Below are 14,447 nucleotides of genomic sequence, written 5' to 3'. Positions count from 1 at the left end.
TCTGGAGACCAAATTGACCGTATCGAACCAGCCCACCCTCGCCAACGCACAAGCCATTGCCGAACGCGCGCAGGATCATGTGGGCGCCGAGCGGCTGGCCGCATCGCTGGCAGCCCTGGCCCGCTTTGGCCTGCGCCACGACGGCGGCGTTTCCCGCGAAACGCTGACCGCGACCGACCTGGCCGCCCGGCGCCACCTGATCGACCAGGCACGCGCGCTGGGCTGCACAGTCGGCATCGACGATTGCGGCAACCTGTTCTTCCGCCGCCCCGGCCGCGAAGACCTGCCGCCGGTGCTGACCGGCAGCCACGCCGATACGCAGCCGGTGGGCGGCAAGTACGACGGCGCGTACGGCGTGCTGGCCGGCCTGGAAGTGATTGCCGCGCTCAACGCGGCCGGCATTGAGACCTTGCGCCCCATCGAGGTCGTGTCCTGGACCAACGAGGAAGGCAGCCGCTTCGGTCCCGGCGCGATGGGGTCGAGCGCCTTCGTCGAACCCACCCGGCTGGCAGGCTATCGCGACGTGGCTGACGCGGCCGGCATTCGCTTCGGCGAGGCGCTCGATGCCGCGCTGGCGAAAAGCCACGATGTCACCAGGGTGCCGATGGCGCGGCCCATGGCGGCATGCGTCGAACTGCACATCGAACAGGGGCCGGTGCTGGAAGGCGCAAAGGTGCCGCTGGGCGTGGTCACCGGCATCCAGGCGGTGCGCTGGTTCCGCGTGGAATGCACGGGTACGATGGCCCATGCCGGCACCACGCCGATGGCGGTACGATGCGATGCGATGGCCGCGGCCGTGGCCATAGCGCAAGACCTGTACGCGCTGGCGCCGCGCCATGCGGCCGCCCCCGGCACTCCCGAACTGCGCCTGACGCTGGGCCGCTGGAGCGTGGCGCCGAACTCGGTCAACACCATTCCCGGCCACGTCACGTTCACGGTCGATATGCGCTGCCTGGACGACGCCGCGCTTGACCGCGCCGAAGCGGCACTGCGCGCGGCGTGCGTCAGGCACGCACATGCGCCCGAAGCGGTCACGGTCACGCGCTTCTTCCATCGCGAGCCGACGCATTTCCCCGAGGCCATGCTGGGCACCATCGAGCGCGCCTGCGCGCGTGCCAGCGGCAACGCCGGCCGCGCGCTGCCGATGCGGCTGACCTCCGGCGCGTTCCACGACGCCATGTACCTGGCCGACCATTGCCCCACGGCGATGATCTTCGTGCCAAGCAAGGGGGGCATCAGCCACAATGCCGCCGAAGATACGGAAGGCGCCGATCTGTTCCTTGGAACCCAGGCACTGGCTTACACTGTCGCCGAACTGGCCAGCCGCTGAACACATTGACGTTACGGCGCCTGGCGGCCGATCCAAGTCCAACCCATTCCGAGCCTGCATGGCAAAGCCCGAGCACCCCACACCTGAAGCGGCCGACAGCAAGTCAGCCACCCTGACGCTTGGCGTCAAGCTGCGCCACGCCCGGCTGGTAGCCGGCTACACGCTGCTGCAGCTCGCCGGGAAGGCGGGTTGCTCGGAAAGCCTGATTTCAAAGATTGAGCGCGGGCTCGCCACCCCGTCGTTCACCACGCTGCACCGGCTGGCCGTGGCGCTGGACACCAATATCGGCGCGCTGACCAGCGACGAGGAGCCGAACCAGTCGCCGATCCTGCGGCATGGTGAACGCCCGGTGATCCGGGCCGGCGGCGTGGCGCTCGAACGCGTGGTGCTGCCCAAGCGTGGCGGCCTGCTGCAGGCCAACATCCACATCGTCTGGCCCGGCGAGGCCAGCGACGGGCAGATCGAGCACCAGGGCGAGGAAGTGGGATACGTGCTCGAAGGACAGCTCGAACTGATGCTCGGCGACGACGTCTACCTGATCGGCCCGGGCGATGCCTTCACGTTCGCCAGCCAGGTGCCGCATGGCTACCGCAATGTGGGCGACGTGGTGGCCAAGGTGCTATGGGTGAATTCGCCGGCCACCTTCTGAGACGGGCGGACGACAAGCGGGCCTCCGCAGGGAAGCCCGCGCCTCGGGTCAGGCCCGCAGGAAGGCAGGCTTAGCGTAGAACCCGACGGCTTCAGTCCTAGTCGTCATCGTGCCAACGGTGCCACTCGCGATAGCGCTCTCTCCACTCGCGTTCCCTCCACCGCCGCTCACGCCACTGTTGTTCACGCCATGCGCGTGCCTGCCAATCGTCGTAGTAACCCGGCTCCACTACCACCGGGCGCGGAGCCACGTAAACTGGGGCCGGCTCGTAGTACACCGGGGGTGGAGGCGCGGCAACCACGACACCTGGAATACCGATGCCAATTCCAACGTCCACTCTTGCCTGAGCGGCGCCTGACGCAAGCATGGATGCGGCTGCGATTGCACAAACTGCCAAGATCTTCTGCATGATGCTGTTCCGTCGAATGTTGCCGATACCTTAGGGCGTTCTCGCCCTGTTTGGTATGAGCAGAACCTAAAGCTGGTTACCTCGTGTAACGGCGGCAGCTTGCGACAGTTGACCACGGCGCTTGAGAGTCTTGTAAGGCTTTGTATCCACTCCTTCGCAGGCTGACGCTTCAGCCAAGCGATAGAGATTCTTCCGTCAACGGGTAGTGCTATCGGTCAGCGCGTCGCAACCGCGCTCGCAGGCCTACCCTGCGATGCGGGCAGCATCAACTGGAAGAAGCGGCAAGCAGGGGAATCACTCAGTGACGACAAACTCCGCTGAAGGTCTGACTGGCATCGGACCAAGTCATCGTCGTAACGCTGCGAAGCCAGGGGCTGTCGCATCAATCCTTATTACGGTCTCTGCCGCGACCGTTGCCACCGTCAGCATCACGATTCCGCCCACGGTCGTCACCGCGGCTACCGCCACGTTCATTACCCCGGTCCTCGCCACGCTCGCCTCGACGGTCCCGGCCGCGATGCTCCGCTCGCTCATCGCCGCGATTCCATCCACGCTTCTCGCCGCGGTTTTCGCCTTGATCTCCACCACGGTTCCAGCCGCGGTTATCACGGCCGCTCCAGTCACGGCCCCGGTTTCGCTGCTCGTCCCGGTCCCAGCCTCGATCCCAGTCACCGCCCCACTTTCGGTTGCCGCCGTAATACCTTGCGCCGTCCCAATCGGAGTAACCGCCGCCGTAAATCGGACGCGAGTATCCGCCGTGGTAGTAGCCGTCATCATAGGGAGCGACGGCGCAGCCGGTGAGAAGTGCTGCCGTGACCACGGTGAGCACAAATAGGGGTTTCATGGTGACCTGCGCTTGCAGTTGGCGAATTTGCCGCAAGGATACCGACGGGCACCTCCCCTGGTTGTAAGAAATCGTGTCCCGCAGCGCGAAGTCGCCGATGACGGCAGCACCGATCGTCAACGTGCCTGAGATGGCGAGCCAGTCGGTGCAGGGATCGAAACGATTTGGGGTAGCCGCATGGGGCTACAAGCCGGTCTTGGTGTTCTCGACGCAAGCCTTTGCGTAAGCGATTGCTTCGGTCATTGCCTCGCCCTCGCTATTGAACGAGGCTTTGATCTTGTGCCGCAAGCCTGGGACAAACTCGTTTGCGTGATCGATTCTTCGCTCGAACAATACCGATGCCTCCCAGGTCCCGGACTTAGACTTCCAGACCGTGCAGTGGCAGTAGTACTCCCCTTCTTCGACCCAGACATGGCTCGACATGGCGACCTCCCAGCGTTTCGAGGCATCCTAGCATGACGAAAGCGCACCATCCGGCATCAACTGCGGCGGCGCATAGGTGCCAATCCGTGGGTCTGGGTGGGCGATTTCAGAGGGGTTCAGCCGTGATCATCTACCCACGCTTTCGCCCAGGCAATGCCGGCTGCCGCGGCACGCTCAAACGAGGGGTAGTACCCCAAGGGATCCGATCCTTCCTCGATGCGGCCGTCCTTCTCAACTGCTCCGGATGCCTCGAAGGATCCGTCGCCAAGCTGCTTTGCAAAGCCGCGGACGATGTAGCCCTGGTAGCTTTCGATTGTCATGACGACCTCCGACTTAGATAGGAAAATCGTAGCATGAAGAAACTGCTCAACCCGACCCTCTGACAGAAATGGGGTTCACCCGCCATAGGGACGATACACTTGCAAGCTCGGGCTATATCAAACTCACGCTTGGAGGAACCACGATGGCAAAGCTAATGGTGCTATACAAGAAGCCGGCGGACACGGCAGCGTTTGATTCATATTACTTCTCGACCCATGTTCCGATCGCCAAGAAGATCGCCGGACTGAGACGCTACGAGGTCAGCAGCGGCCCGGTTGCAAGCCCGGCCGGCGCTTCGCCGTTTCACCTGGTTGCGGTGCTGAGCTTCGATTCGCTGGCGGCGCTCCAGCAGGCAATGGCTTCGCCTGAGGGCACCGCAGCAGCAGCTGACTTGGCCAATTTTGCCCAGGCCGGCGTTGACATGCTCATATTCGACACGAAGGAAGTTTAGGCGCGGTTCATGGCCCCCTCGGCATTGCGGCACAGGACAGGCGAGCGAGCGGCGGCGGTGCAACGCACGTGGCCGCCTCCAACGCTCCACCTATTCTTCAAAGCCGACTTAATTTGCAGGTGCCTTTGAGGCCTGTGCTGCACGACGTTGCGTGCCTTTCGAGGCCACCTGCGCAGCAGTATTGAAGCTGCCCTCGGCCACTTGCACGGCCTGTTTTGCCGTCGTTTGCATCGACTCATAGAGCGCAGTGGTCGCGCTGACGGCCTCCTGCCAGGCAGCCAATGGCGCCGCCGCCGTGCCGGCTGGCGTTTGGCTCACCACGCTTCCAAGGAAGTCTTGCAGACCCTGCTTGCCTGCCGTGTATTGGACCTCGGCGACCTTCTCGAACTCCGCCCGGGTGGCGGCAAGGATGTCGTACAGTTGACGGCGATACGCCAGTACATTGGCGGCTGCGGGTTGAAACAACTCGATTTGCAATTCGACCAATTCTTGCGGGTCCTTGACCGAGAGCGCTTTCTTTGCGCCTTCTCGGGTCTCAGCCAGCGCCGTCTTCATCGTCTGCAGATTCAGCTCCAGCAGTTTTTCGAAGCCCTCAAAGGCCTTGCCGGTCAGCCCGGTCAGGGCTTCAATGCCTGCCATCTGGACCTTCATGAATTGCTCGGGGGACCACTGAGTCATCTTGCATCTCCTAAGTGCGACCCGCCACCTGAGCCATCCGATGAGAGCTCCGACGGGACGGGAATAGAGTCGATAACGATTGCTGCATTGTGACCCTGGCAGGCCACGCCGATCAGACGAAAGCGCGCCAACGCCAGCAGTCGCTTCCAGCTAAAGCAACACGCTCATAAGGAGGCCTGGCGAGCCTGACCTTCCCTTGCGCGAACTCGGCCGAGGGCTTTCAGAAAAGCGTAGCCCTGGATTGTCACCTGAGGGCGGCTGTGGTTTGGCCCAAGGCGCTCAAGCGTAACCAGTTGATATGCGAGCAGCGTGTCCATATCCGCGCGGTCCAGCTCCGTTGGGTCGGAGCTGCCGCTTACCAGCACAAGCGTGGCGAATTCATGATGACTCAGCACAGTCGTCTCCCAAGCTGTAGGTCTGCTTTTGCTACGGGACTTCACTACCGTCCGGGACAGCCGGCCTGGTTTGCACAGGCCGCTTGTTTCGTCTCGGACGCGAGGTTCTGGCTGGCGGGCGCTTGTTCTCGCACCCGGAACGTCCATCTTAGTTGCTCGCTACCTTGTGTTCAATGTGATTGGAAGCATGTCTGCCGTAATCCCCGGTATTTTCTCTATCGCCAAAACGTACGCGGAGGCAGGTCAATGAATATCGCAGCATGATATGCATCCAGATTCGGGAGCATCCATTCGCCGACCGGCCGGACGGCTTGCATTAGCGCCACTCGCCGAGGTCCGCTCGATATGTCGCTGCTGGGGGGAGCGTCAGGCCGAATGAGGACCGCTCTGTGTCAAAAAAAACCCGCGTCGCCGGAGCGGTTGCGCGGGTGGTGGCAGCAGGACTACAGGGCGATTCTATATTGACTTAGATTTTTCTTACGTCAGAATTAAGCAGGATCTTGACTCCAAATCTGAAGCCAAGGGTCCCGCGCGCGGGATAGTGTGAGTGGAGGCAAAAATGACAACGGCTCGGGCTGGAACCAAAGGGGAAGCTATCAGGCTCCTGGAGGCAGAGGGGGTCGCGCTGGTCGAGCTCGACTATGAGTCAGGTTGGCAAGATGCTATTGAACTCGGGCGCCTTGGTAATAAGGTAGGGATACGGGTGGAGTATCGCGGACACGAAAGCATTGCCGTGAAGTCCCTCGCGGCGCTCATTGCCGGCCTCAGCCGGCCGAAGGTGTCCTTCCGGCAACGGAACCTTTACTGCCAGTTTGCATTGGACCAGCTCGCAGCCAACGAGTTGGTTGCCTTGGAGACAAAGGCCATGAAGGCCGGCGACTACATCTTGGCCGGGCACCTGCTGCGGGACGTCGATGCCGTCTGGACTGAGTAAGCCTGGATCGAGGGGGCTTCCTCATATTCGGCGGTCGGAAATTTGCGCACTCAGCCCGTATCGCGACTCGCCCGCCTCATCCTCAGCTCTCTAATCCGGAGGTTAACCCGCAGATGCTGCGCGCCCTCCTCTTAGGTATGCTAGGGGTTCGGCGCGCCGTACCGCATTCAACCATGTTTTGGCGACGGGGCGATTCTGGGGCGGGGCTTCTCAGCACGCAACCTGTGTGCACCAAATGTCGAGGACGAGATGGCGACTGGCATCGTGAAGTGGTTTAACAGTGAAAAGGGCTATGGGTTCATCACGCCGGATGATGGCGGCAAGGACTTGTTTGCGCATCACAGCGAAATCCAGGGCACCGGGTTCAAATCGCTGGAGGAAGGTGCGAAAGTGGAATTTGAAGTCACGCAAGGTCAGAAAGGCCCACAGGCGTCAAAGATCCGCCCGCTATAGTCGACCTGCCCACCTGACGGCCTGAATTGACAAAGCCCTCCACGAATTGCGAAGGGCTTTTCTGCTTTCCGGCCCGTGGCGCCTCCATCCTGGGGTCGCTGTTTCCTGCGCCAATATCGACTGACCCCAGCATTCCGGGCTCAGCGCGACAGACCGCCCCGTGTAAACTCCCCCATCGGCGGATCGCCAACCATCCCCCTATGAGGAAAAACATGACTCGACAACCACTTCGTACGCTGTGCCTGACCCTGCTGCTGACCGCTGCCACCACACCCCGCGCTGGCCGATGACCTTAAGAACGCCGTGGGTGGCGGCCTGGGCGGTGCCGCTGGCGCGGCCGTCGGTGGCGCACTGGGCGGCAGCACAGGTGCCGTGGTTGGCGGTGCGGTGGGCGGCGGCGCGGGCGGCGCGGTGACTGCCAACAAGAAGGAACGAACCGGCGCCATCGTGGGTGGCGCGCTGGGCGGTGGTGCCGGCGCGGCGGCAGGCAATGCCGTGGGCGGCCGAACCGGCGGCATCGTCGGTGCCGCGGCCGGTGGTGCAGCGGGTTCGGCGCTGGGCGGCAATGTGTCGCGCAACAACTATGCCGATGACCACAAGAACGGCAATCGCGGCAAGCACAAGGGCCACAAGAAGCATCGTCACGACGACTGAGTGAGGCGACGCGCGATGGCGCCCGTCACTTGGGCATCCATCCCATCGCGCTCTTAACCGCATCGCGCGGCGGCACCTGCGAAAGCGAATGTCGCGTCCGCCAGCGACGACATCAGAATTTCCAGAACAGGAATTGCCGATGCTGTCGCGCATGGGGCTTGCGAGGAGCCCGGGTCTCAGGACTGAACCGCACATCCGGGTCGATCACTCGTGCGCGCAGCGCCATGTCGTAGAACGCGCCCACCATCGGCAGCGCGCTATGCGCGCCCTGGCCCCAGTCGTTACCGAGCGTCACACGTCCATCGTCAAAACCCACCCACGCGCCCGCGACCAGTTGCGGATGCATCAGGATGAACCAGCCATCCGCGTTGTCCTGCGTGGTGCCCGTCTTGCCGGCCACGTCGGCGCGAATCCCGAAGCGCGTGCGGATGCCTGCGCCGGTGCCGCGGATAATGACGTCGCGCATCACATCGACGAGCGTTTGCGCGGCGGCGGCGGGCAGTGCCTGTTCCGGCGATGCGCTCGCAAATTCGGCGAGCACCTTGCCGTCGTGATCCTCGATCCGGGTAACCATGCGCGGTTCGACATAGGCACCGCGGTTCGCGATCGTGCTGTACGCCGATACCATTTCCTTGAGCGTGACCGGGCTCGTGCCGAGCGCGAGCGACGGCACCGCTTCGAGGGGACTGTCGCGCACGCCCATCGCGCGCGCGAGCCGTGCGACCTTCTCGGGGCTTTCCTTTTGCATGAGCTGAGCGGTGACGCGGTTGCGCGAATACACTAGCGCGTCGCGCAGCGTCATCGGCCGGTCGGTGGGCGGCGCCGCATCGGTAGGCCGCCAGATCGCCTGGCCGGCCAGTGGAATGGCGACGTTCCGGTCTACGATCGTATCGCCCGGCCGCGCGCCGTCCGCGAACGCCGCCCCGTAGACGAACGGTTTGAAGGTCGAACCCGGCCGGCGCCGGGCCTGCTGCACGTGATCGAACGGTGCGTCACCGAAATCGCGACTACCCACCCATGCCTTGATATCGCCGTTGCGCGGATCGATCGCGACAAAACCCGCCTGGACCTGGGCCTTGCTCCGGCAGAGTGCGCGGACAAACGTGCGATTCATGCCGAGCTTCCTGAGCGCGACCTGATCCGATTGACCAGCATCGCGTGCTGCACGATAGTCAGGCGTTTGCCGGATGAATGTCCGGAACAGGTCGTTGCCTGGCCAACAGCCAGTGCGTTCGTTCCATGCCCCGTTCGCGATCCATTGCAACTGGCTCGCCTGCCAGTCCATCGCCTGCACCGCCATCGTCTGCAGACGGTAATCTATGGTTGTGCGCACGACAAGCCCGTCGGCATAGATGTTGTAGCCGTTGCGCTCGGCCCATGCGATCAGCCACTTGCGCAGTTGCGCGGAAAAATGCGGCGCCGCGCTTCGTGGCGCGGTCTGCAACCCGAAATTGACGTTGAGCGGTTGCCGCCTCAGCCAGGTGTACGCGTCGGGCTTGAGCTTCCCGTACTTGTTCATCTGCCCTAGCACGGTGTTTCGCCGCTCCAATGCGCGCTCGGGATTCAGCACTGGGTTGTAGGTGCTGTTGGCCTTCAGCATGCCGACGAGTGTCGCGCTCTCGAGGATATCGAGCTGATGCGCCGATTTGCCGAAATAGGTGCGTGCGGCCATTTCCACGCCGTAGGCGTTGTACAGGAACGGCACATTGTTCAGGTATGTCTCAAGGATCTGATCCTTGCTGTACACGGCTTCGATCTTGAGCGCCGTGATCGCTTCCCTGAGCTTGCGTGCGAGGGTCGGCGCGCGGCCGATTTCGTCGGGATACAGGTTGCGCGCAAGCTGCTGTGTGATCGTCGAGCCACCCTGTCGGTCGCCGGAGAACGTATGCAGCGCAGCCGACGCGGTACGCAGCCAGTCGATCCCGTGATGCTCATAAAAGCGGCGATCTTCGGTGGCGATCAATGCAGCGACCATGTACGGCGAGATCTGCCCGAGCGATACCCACTCGCGATTGACCGGTTTGAATTCGTCGATCACTCTGCCGTCGGCCGATACGATCAGCGCTGGGCGGTCGATGCGGGCTTTGCGGATGTCGCCAATGCCCGGCGTAAACGGCACGAGCGCCAGCACGTACAGCAGAAACAGCGCCGGCACCGCGGCGAGCGTCAGCATGATGCCGCATCGCGTCGGGTGGCCAAGGCGGCGCAGCGCGCCCGGAAAGACGCGCCTGGCTATCGTGATGCCGGCAGCGGCCAGCGATTGGATGCGGATGAGCCACCGTGCGCAATACTCACGAAAAAACAATATACAGCGGCGATTCACGATGGCGGGACGCTTTGCGGAAAGAGCGGCATCGTACCAAAGCGAAAGGAAGCATCTGTTGGCAATACGGGGCTGCGGGGGCGGCATTAACAAACGATTACATTTGTTTCTTACGGCCCACGTTCGCTGCCTGTGCCTCTGGCTTCGCGGTCATTTTTGCGATCAATGCCGGCCGGCGGCGTATTGCATGCGAGCGCGCGTCGGCGATCCGAAATCCTGCGCTCGATCCAACATCTTGTCGGACAGAGACGGATAGCACTGCGACAGCGTAATCCCTAAGATTGGCTCGCTCGATCTGGCATCTTCGTGGGAGGCGCAAGGCATGCAGGACATTCTAATTCTCACCGGCGGAGGACTATTGCTCGCCGCGATCCTTTTCCCCGGGCTCCGGGGCCGGCCAAGAAAGTGAACGACGCGGAGTCGCGACTGCAATTACCAAGCCCGTCAGAGCCGGCGACTAAAGGGGCATGCCTATCGGCGAACCTGCCCTACCTGGCCGAGCGGACCCATACCCTGCGCCAACGCCAGCAGGCCGCCAGGCGCGATGCTCTGCTGCCAGACGGAGAGGTTGCTCAGGCCCCCAGCCATCGCCACATACCGTTGCGGGTGAGAGCACTCGCCGACGCGCTCGCTGAACGGCGCGGACATGGGAAGGCGAATCCGCGTTGAACCCATGGATCGGGTCCGGAAGCCTCACGGCAACACCCAGAAGGATCTGGAGGATTTCGCGCTGGCGCTTTGCCCGAGCCATGCTCGCGTCCCCGACGTCCGAGCGTTCTGAAGGGCAGACAGCCGGTCGTGATGTGGCTCGTCAGGGTCCGCTTCCGGAAAGCGGACATCCATTGAATTGACCTCTGACGCGATTCAGCGGCCCATGCGGCGGTTGTAGCTGCGCGAAATGCGCGCCATCAACGCTGGATCGTGTGCAACCATGCCGTCGAATTCCACCCGCACGTAGCCGTCTGCCTGCTGGTGAACACCGGCCATCACCGTCGTGGTATCCAGACTGCCGACGACCACGCCATTGACCGGGTCCTCGACGCTGATCGCCAGGCCCTGGTCGCGCATGGCCCCGGCTGCTGCGGTGAAGGTGCGATCGAAGCTGGCCGGCCCCATGACTGTAAAGGCGCCTGTTCCGGCCGGTTCCAATGTACATGCCGAAAGCGCCAGCATGGCGCCGCTGACTATTAGTGAGAGTCGCATGATGATGACTCCTTCCGCTAGCCCCGGATCGAAAATGTACGCGTTGCGACTTCAGGCGAGTTTTCCACTCGCTGATCGCTAAGACACAAGATTAGGCGACGTTGGCGCATAGACCCAGCTTGCCAGGTGCGCGCCCGCACCCTGCGGATGCCGGCCTGCTCACATGACTAGGCTGCCCCCGCCCCGCGCCCCGCGCGTGCCAATGCCAGCGCAAGCCTTGCTCCCACCTCGGCGTTGTGTTTCACAAGCGCGATGTTTGTCGCCAGGCTGCGTCCGCTCGTCAGCGCCTTGATGCGAGCCAGCAGGAAAGGCGTCACGGCCTTGCTGGTGATTCCCTGCGCCCTGGCCTCGGCAAGCGCCTGCCGAGTCAGCGCGTCGATCTCCCCGGACGTCATCGCTGCCGCTTGCGGCACCGGTGTGCTCAACACCACACCGCCCGCCAGGCCCAAGTCCCACTTGGTGCGGATGAAGCGTGCCTGCTCCGCCGCGTCGTCCAGCCTGAAGTCAGCACGAAAGCCGCTGTCGCGCGTGTAGAACGCAGCAACATTGTCTTGCTCACAACTGAGCACCGGCACACCGTGTGTTTCCAGGTATTCCAGCGTGAGTCCGATGTCCAGGATGGACTTCGCCCCGGCACAGACCACCACCACCGAGGTCCTGGCCAGTTCCTGCAGGTCAGCCGAGATGTCGAAGGTTTCCTGCGCACCGCGGTGCACGCCGCCAATCCCGCCGGTAACGAAGACCTCAATGCCCGCCAGCGCGGCACATATCATCGTGCCGGCCACGGTCGTGGCGCCGAGCCCGCCGCCGGCCAGCACGGCTGGCAGGTCGCGGCGGCTCACCTTGTGCGCCCGCTCCGAGCGCCCCAGCAGCTCCAGCTCGTCGTTCGAAAGCCCGATGCGGATTCGCCCGCCAATCAGCGCGATCGTCGCGGGCTCGGCTCCCAGGTCGCGGATCAGGGCCTCCACTTCGCGCGCCGTGCGAACGTTCTCCGGGTAGGGCATGCCGTGGGCGATGATGGTGGATTCGAGCGCCACGAGCGGGCGGCCGGCAGCCTGTGCAGCGGCCACAGGCGCGCTGAAGGTCAACCAGGAACGGGCAAGGTCGGCAACCATGTCGATGCTTTCGGTGGCGTGAGCCGCATAGTGTGCAGCACAAGGCTGGTCCATGAGATGCAAGCGCGGGACCACCTCAAGGCGCCAATGGTACCGCGAGCAGGAATCGGACGGCTGACTCTGGCACCCACTGAATCGCCTGCCCGCGGGTGCCACCTCATCACGGCCTGGAATATCGTTGTCATAGCCGGGCGGGGTGCTGCCGGGAACCTCACGCTGAGGTATGCTGCCGCTTTCGGATCGATTCTCTCCAGAGGGGCAAATGCGGCGCGTCGTGTTCAATCAGAAGGGTGGGGTCGGAAAATCGACCATTGTGTGCAATCTCGCGGCGATCAGCGCCAGCGAGGGCTTGCGCACCCTGGTCATTGACCTGGATGCACAAGGCAACTCCACCCAGTACCTGCTTGGCGCGCGGGCCGCGGAGGCAAGTCCGACCGCGGCGAACTTCTTCGAGACCTCCCTGACCTACAACTTCAGGCCGGTGGAATTTACGTCCTTTGTCCACCCGACGCCGTTCGAGAACCTCGATGTGATGCCGGCGCATCCTGACCTGGATTCCCTCCACGGCAAGCTCGAATCCCGCTACAAGATCTACAAGCTACGCGACGCCTTGCTCGAGCTGGAGGCAGTCTATGACGCCATTTACATCGACACGCCACCGGCCTTGAATTTCTACACCCGCTCCGCACTGATCGCCGTGGAGCGCTGCCTGATCCCGTTCGATTGCGATGACTTCTCGCGCCGTGCCCTCTACACGCTGCTCGATAACGTGAAGGAAATCCAGCAGGACCACAACGACGGGCTGCAGGTCGAGGGAATCGTGATCAACCAGTTCCAGCCGCGAGCCAGCTTGCCGCAGAAGCTGGTCGACGAACTGGTAAGCGAGGGCCTGCCAGTACTTGAATCGCGGCTATCTGCATCGGTGAAGATCCGCGAATCGCATCAGCATGCCACCCCCATGATCCATCTGGATCCGCGCCACAAGCTGGCGCAGGAATACGTGGCGTTGCACCGCGAGCTGGCTGGTTGAAGAATCGCCAGGGCGCGCCGAGATCGATTTCCCCACGCAATGACACTGCCGGCGTGAGCGTCCTCGCGGCCGGTCAGAACCGATGCCGCATCCCCGTGGTAACCACCACCTGATCGCGCCCGGCGGAAGTCGGGTAGCCGAAAATCGCCGCCGTAGTCGCGTCGCCCATAGCACGCTGGTAGCGCCCGATCAGGAAGATGTCAGTACGCTTGGACAGGAACTGGTCCACGAACAGCGTGAACTGCTGCCACTTCGGCGCCTGGCCGGACGAGTATTTGCCGCTGGCATATAGCCACGCCGCACCCAGATAGGTGTTGCGCACCACCTGGTAGTTGACGTTGAGGTGGTAGTTATCGATACGCAGGTCGCTGCCATCGGCATAGTTCAGGCGCGTGTCGGTCGCCAACGCGCCGATCTGGGCCTTGCCGGCGGTGTACATGCCACCCGCGGCGCTCACGCGTTGGCGGCGCACGCCCGCGCTGGGGGTTTCGATGCTGCGCTTGAACATGGTGCCGTAGTCGCCGACCACGGCGCCGCCGGTATTGTCGGCGCTACCCGGGTTATCCAGGGTGGTATGGGCCAGTGCCAGCTTGAGACCGTTGCGCTCGTAGTCCAAGCCGAAACTGTAGGCGCGGTTGTTGGCGATCTCGCCGGCCTTGTCGCTCGCTCCATACATGACCATTGCCTTCATGCCGCCCAGGTCGGGCGTCACGTAGGTGATGGCGTTCTGCACCCGGAAGGAGTTGAAGGCATTGTCGATATCGCCCACGCTGACCTCGTTGCCGGCGGTCTCGATCCGGCCCAGGAACTGGGGCACGGCGTCGTACTGCCGGCCCAGCGTGACGGTGCCGGCGCTGGCGCTGGAAATGCCCACGTAGGCCTGGCGGCCGAACAGGCGGCCGTTCTGGCCGAGGGCGCCGGTCTTCAGGCTGAAGCCTGACTCGAGCTGGAAGATGGCCTGCAGGCCCTGGCCCAGGTCCTCTTTGCCGCGCAGACCCCAGCGCGGGCTCTGCAGGTTGCCGCTGTCAGCCATGACAAGCGGATGGCCGCCGGCATTGCTGACATAGGCCACGCCGCCCGACAGCAGGCCGTACAACTGGATGCTCCCCTGCGCCTGCGCACAGGCCCCCATCGCCATCAGTCCGGTGCCGATGGCATATCGCTTGAACTTCAACTTACTCCTCCCCTTGTCTTCTTTTATATTCCGGCAATGCGCCGGCTGCCAATGGCCGGGC

The 14,447-nt window shown here is 63.3% G+C and carries 15 protein-coding genes and 1 pseudogene; 7 read left to right on the top strand and 9 right to left on the bottom strand.

Annotated elements, in window-relative coordinates; translation table 11 throughout:
• The first annotated feature begins 13 nt into the window (after positions 1-13).
• Together CF68_RS25660 and CF68_RS25655 are read left to right on the top strand one after the other, a co-directional pair.
• Positions 14-1,330: a M20 family metallo-hydrolase gene (locus CF68_RS25660; protein ID WP_035824331.1), complete on the top strand. Its 1,317-nt coding sequence runs from the start codon at positions 14-16 to the stop codon at positions 1,328-1,330.
• Between the two features lie 58 nt (positions 1,331-1,388).
• Complete coding sequence (locus CF68_RS25655) at positions 1,389-1,979, top strand: helix-turn-helix domain-containing protein (RefSeq protein ID WP_035824329.1); 591 nt, start codon at positions 1,389-1,391, stop codon at positions 1,977-1,979.
• Between the two features lie 97 nt (positions 1,980-2,076).
• Here CF68_RS25655 and CF68_RS36500 read toward each other — a convergent pair whose 3' ends face one another.
• The 4 genes from CF68_RS36500 to CF68_RS25640 form a co-directional block, all read right to left on the bottom strand.
• The gene (locus CF68_RS36500) at positions 2,077-2,388 is read right to left on the bottom strand and encodes a hypothetical protein (RefSeq protein WP_084187429.1); all 312 of its coding nucleotides are present in this window, start codon (positions 2,386-2,388) and stop codon (positions 2,077-2,079) included.
• 345 nt (positions 2,389-2,733) lie between these two features.
• Positions 2,734-3,060, bottom strand: coding sequence for a hypothetical protein (locus CF68_RS25650; protein ID WP_200872591.1), 327 nt, complete (start codon positions 3,058-3,060; stop codon positions 2,734-2,736).
• A 355-nt stretch (positions 3,061-3,415) separates the two neighbouring features.
• Positions 3,416-3,655, bottom strand: coding sequence for a hypothetical protein (locus tag CF68_RS25645; RefSeq protein WP_010812740.1), 240 nt, complete (start codon positions 3,653-3,655; stop codon positions 3,416-3,418).
• Between the two features lie 116 nt (positions 3,656-3,771).
• Complete coding sequence (locus CF68_RS25640; RefSeq protein WP_010812739.1) at positions 3,772-3,975, bottom strand: hypothetical protein; 204 nt, start codon at positions 3,973-3,975, stop codon at positions 3,772-3,774.
• A 143-nt stretch (positions 3,976-4,118) separates the two neighbouring features.
• Here CF68_RS25640 and CF68_RS25635 point away from each other — a divergent pair, with 143 nt between their 5' ends.
• Complete coding sequence (locus CF68_RS25635) at positions 4,119-4,427, top strand: EthD family reductase (RefSeq protein ID WP_035824327.1); 309 nt, start codon at positions 4,119-4,121, stop codon at positions 4,425-4,427.
• A 108-nt stretch (positions 4,428-4,535) separates the two neighbouring features.
• Here the strand turns inward: CF68_RS25635 and CF68_RS25630 are convergent, their stop codons facing one another.
• Positions 4,536-5,105 carry a phasin family protein gene (locus CF68_RS25630; protein WP_035824325.1) on the bottom strand — a complete coding sequence of 190 codons (570 nt, stop codon included), beginning with the start codon at positions 5,103-5,105 and terminating at the stop codon, positions 4,536-4,538.
• 954 nt (positions 5,106-6,059) lie between these two features.
• Here CF68_RS25630 and CF68_RS25625 point away from each other — a divergent pair.
• From CF68_RS25625 to CF68_RS25615, 3 genes and pseudogenes are all read left to right on the top strand, one after another.
• The gene (locus CF68_RS25625; RefSeq protein WP_010812735.1) at positions 6,060-6,434 is read left to right on the top strand and encodes a hypothetical protein; all 375 of its coding nucleotides are present in this window, start codon (positions 6,060-6,062) and stop codon (positions 6,432-6,434) included.
• A gap of 249 nt (positions 6,435-6,683) precedes the next feature.
• Positions 6,684-6,887 carry a cold-shock protein gene (locus tag CF68_RS25620; RefSeq protein ID WP_035824323.1) on the top strand — a complete coding sequence of 68 codons (204 nt, stop codon included), beginning with the start codon at positions 6,684-6,686 and terminating at the stop codon, positions 6,885-6,887.
• Between the two features lie 212 nt (positions 6,888-7,099).
• Positions 7,100-7,541, top strand: a pseudogene (locus CF68_RS25615) (hypothetical protein).
• 112 nt (positions 7,542-7,653) lie between these two features.
• On the opposite strand, the gene CF68_RS25610 reads toward CF68_RS25615, so the two are convergent.
• The 3 genes from CF68_RS25610 to CF68_RS25600 all read right to left on the bottom strand — a co-directional run bounded on the left by CF68_RS25610 (position 7,654) and on the right by CF68_RS25600 (position 12,182).
• Positions 7,654-9,714 (bottom strand): penicillin-binding protein 1A, encoded by a 2,061-nt coding sequence (locus CF68_RS25610; RefSeq protein ID WP_369798906.1) that lies wholly within the window; start codon positions 9,712-9,714, stop codon positions 7,654-7,656.
• 1,014 nt (positions 9,715-10,728) lie between these two features.
• On the bottom strand, positions 10,729-11,067 hold the full coding sequence (locus CF68_RS25605) for a hypothetical protein (protein ID WP_035824317.1): 339 nt from the start codon (positions 11,065-11,067) through the stop codon (positions 10,729-10,731).
• A 167-nt stretch (positions 11,068-11,234) separates the two neighbouring features.
• Entirely contained in the window at positions 11,235-12,182 is a 948-nt protein-coding gene (locus tag CF68_RS25600; protein WP_035824370.1) for a pseudouridine-5'-phosphate glycosidase, read from the bottom strand.
• A gap of 262 nt (positions 12,183-12,444) precedes the next feature.
• On the opposite strand from CF68_RS25600, the gene CF68_RS25595 reads away from it, so the two are divergent.
• Positions 12,445-13,212, top strand: a complete 768-nt coding sequence (locus CF68_RS25595; protein ID WP_010812729.1) for a ParA family protein — start codon at positions 12,445-12,447, stop codon at positions 13,210-13,212.
• A 73-nt stretch (positions 13,213-13,285) separates the two neighbouring features.
• On the opposite strand, the gene CF68_RS25590 is transcribed toward CF68_RS25595, so the two are convergent.
• Positions 13,286-14,386, bottom strand: coding sequence for a porin (locus CF68_RS25590; protein ID WP_051591683.1), 1,101 nt, complete (start codon positions 14,384-14,386; stop codon positions 13,286-13,288).
• Between the last annotated feature and the right edge of the window lie 61 nt (positions 14,387-14,447).

This window comes from Cupriavidus sp. SK-4 (assembly GCF_000611125.1).
Classification (GTDB): domain Bacteria; phylum Pseudomonadota; class Gammaproteobacteria; order Burkholderiales; family Burkholderiaceae; genus Cupriavidus; species Cupriavidus necator.
The sequence above is the reverse complement of the archived record's forward strand: the minus strand, read 5'-3'. Positions and strand labels throughout refer to the sequence as shown.

What these genes read in the sequence shown, in the direction of transcription:
- CF68_RS25625 (WP_010812735.1), top strand. Translation starts at nt 6,060, where the DNA reads ATGACAACGGCTCGGGCTGGAACCAAAGGGGAAGCTATCAGGCTCCTG.
- CF68_RS25600 (WP_035824370.1), bottom strand. Translation starts at nt 12,182, where the DNA reads ATGGTTGCCGACCTTGCCCGTTCCTGGTTGACCTTCAGCGCGCCTGTG.
- CF68_RS25640 (WP_010812739.1), bottom strand. Translation starts at nt 3,975, where the DNA reads ATGACAATCGAAAGCTACCAGGGCTACATCGTCCGCGGCTTTGCAAAG.
- CF68_RS25610 (WP_369798906.1), bottom strand. Translation starts at nt 9,714, where the DNA reads ATGCTGACGCTCGCCGCGGTGCCGGCGCTGTTTCTGCTGTACGTGCTG.
- CF68_RS25605 (WP_035824317.1), bottom strand. Translation starts at nt 11,067, where the DNA reads ATGCGACTCTCACTAATAGTCAGCGGCGCCATGCTGGCGCTTTCGGCA.
- CF68_RS36500 (WP_084187429.1), bottom strand. Translation starts at nt 2,388, where the DNA reads ATGCAGAAGATCTTGGCAGTTTGTGCAATCGCAGCCGCATCCATGCTT.
- CF68_RS25635 (WP_035824327.1), top strand. Translation starts at nt 4,119, where the DNA reads ATGGCAAAGCTAATGGTGCTATACAAGAAGCCGGCGGACACGGCAGCG.
- CF68_RS25595 (WP_010812729.1), top strand. Translation starts at nt 12,445, where the DNA reads ATGCGGCGCGTCGTGTTCAATCAGAAGGGTGGGGTCGGAAAATCGACC.
- CF68_RS25655 (WP_035824329.1), top strand. Translation starts at nt 1,389, where the DNA reads ATGGCAAAGCCCGAGCACCCCACACCTGAAGCGGCCGACAGCAAGTCA.
- CF68_RS25645 (WP_010812740.1), bottom strand. Translation starts at nt 3,655, where the DNA reads ATGTCGAGCCATGTCTGGGTCGAAGAAGGGGAGTACTACTGCCACTGC.
- CF68_RS25630 (WP_035824325.1), bottom strand. Translation starts at nt 5,105, where the DNA reads ATGACTCAGTGGTCCCCCGAGCAATTCATGAAGGTCCAGATGGCAGGC.
- CF68_RS25620 (WP_035824323.1), top strand. Translation starts at nt 6,684, where the DNA reads ATGGCGACTGGCATCGTGAAGTGGTTTAACAGTGAAAAGGGCTATGGG.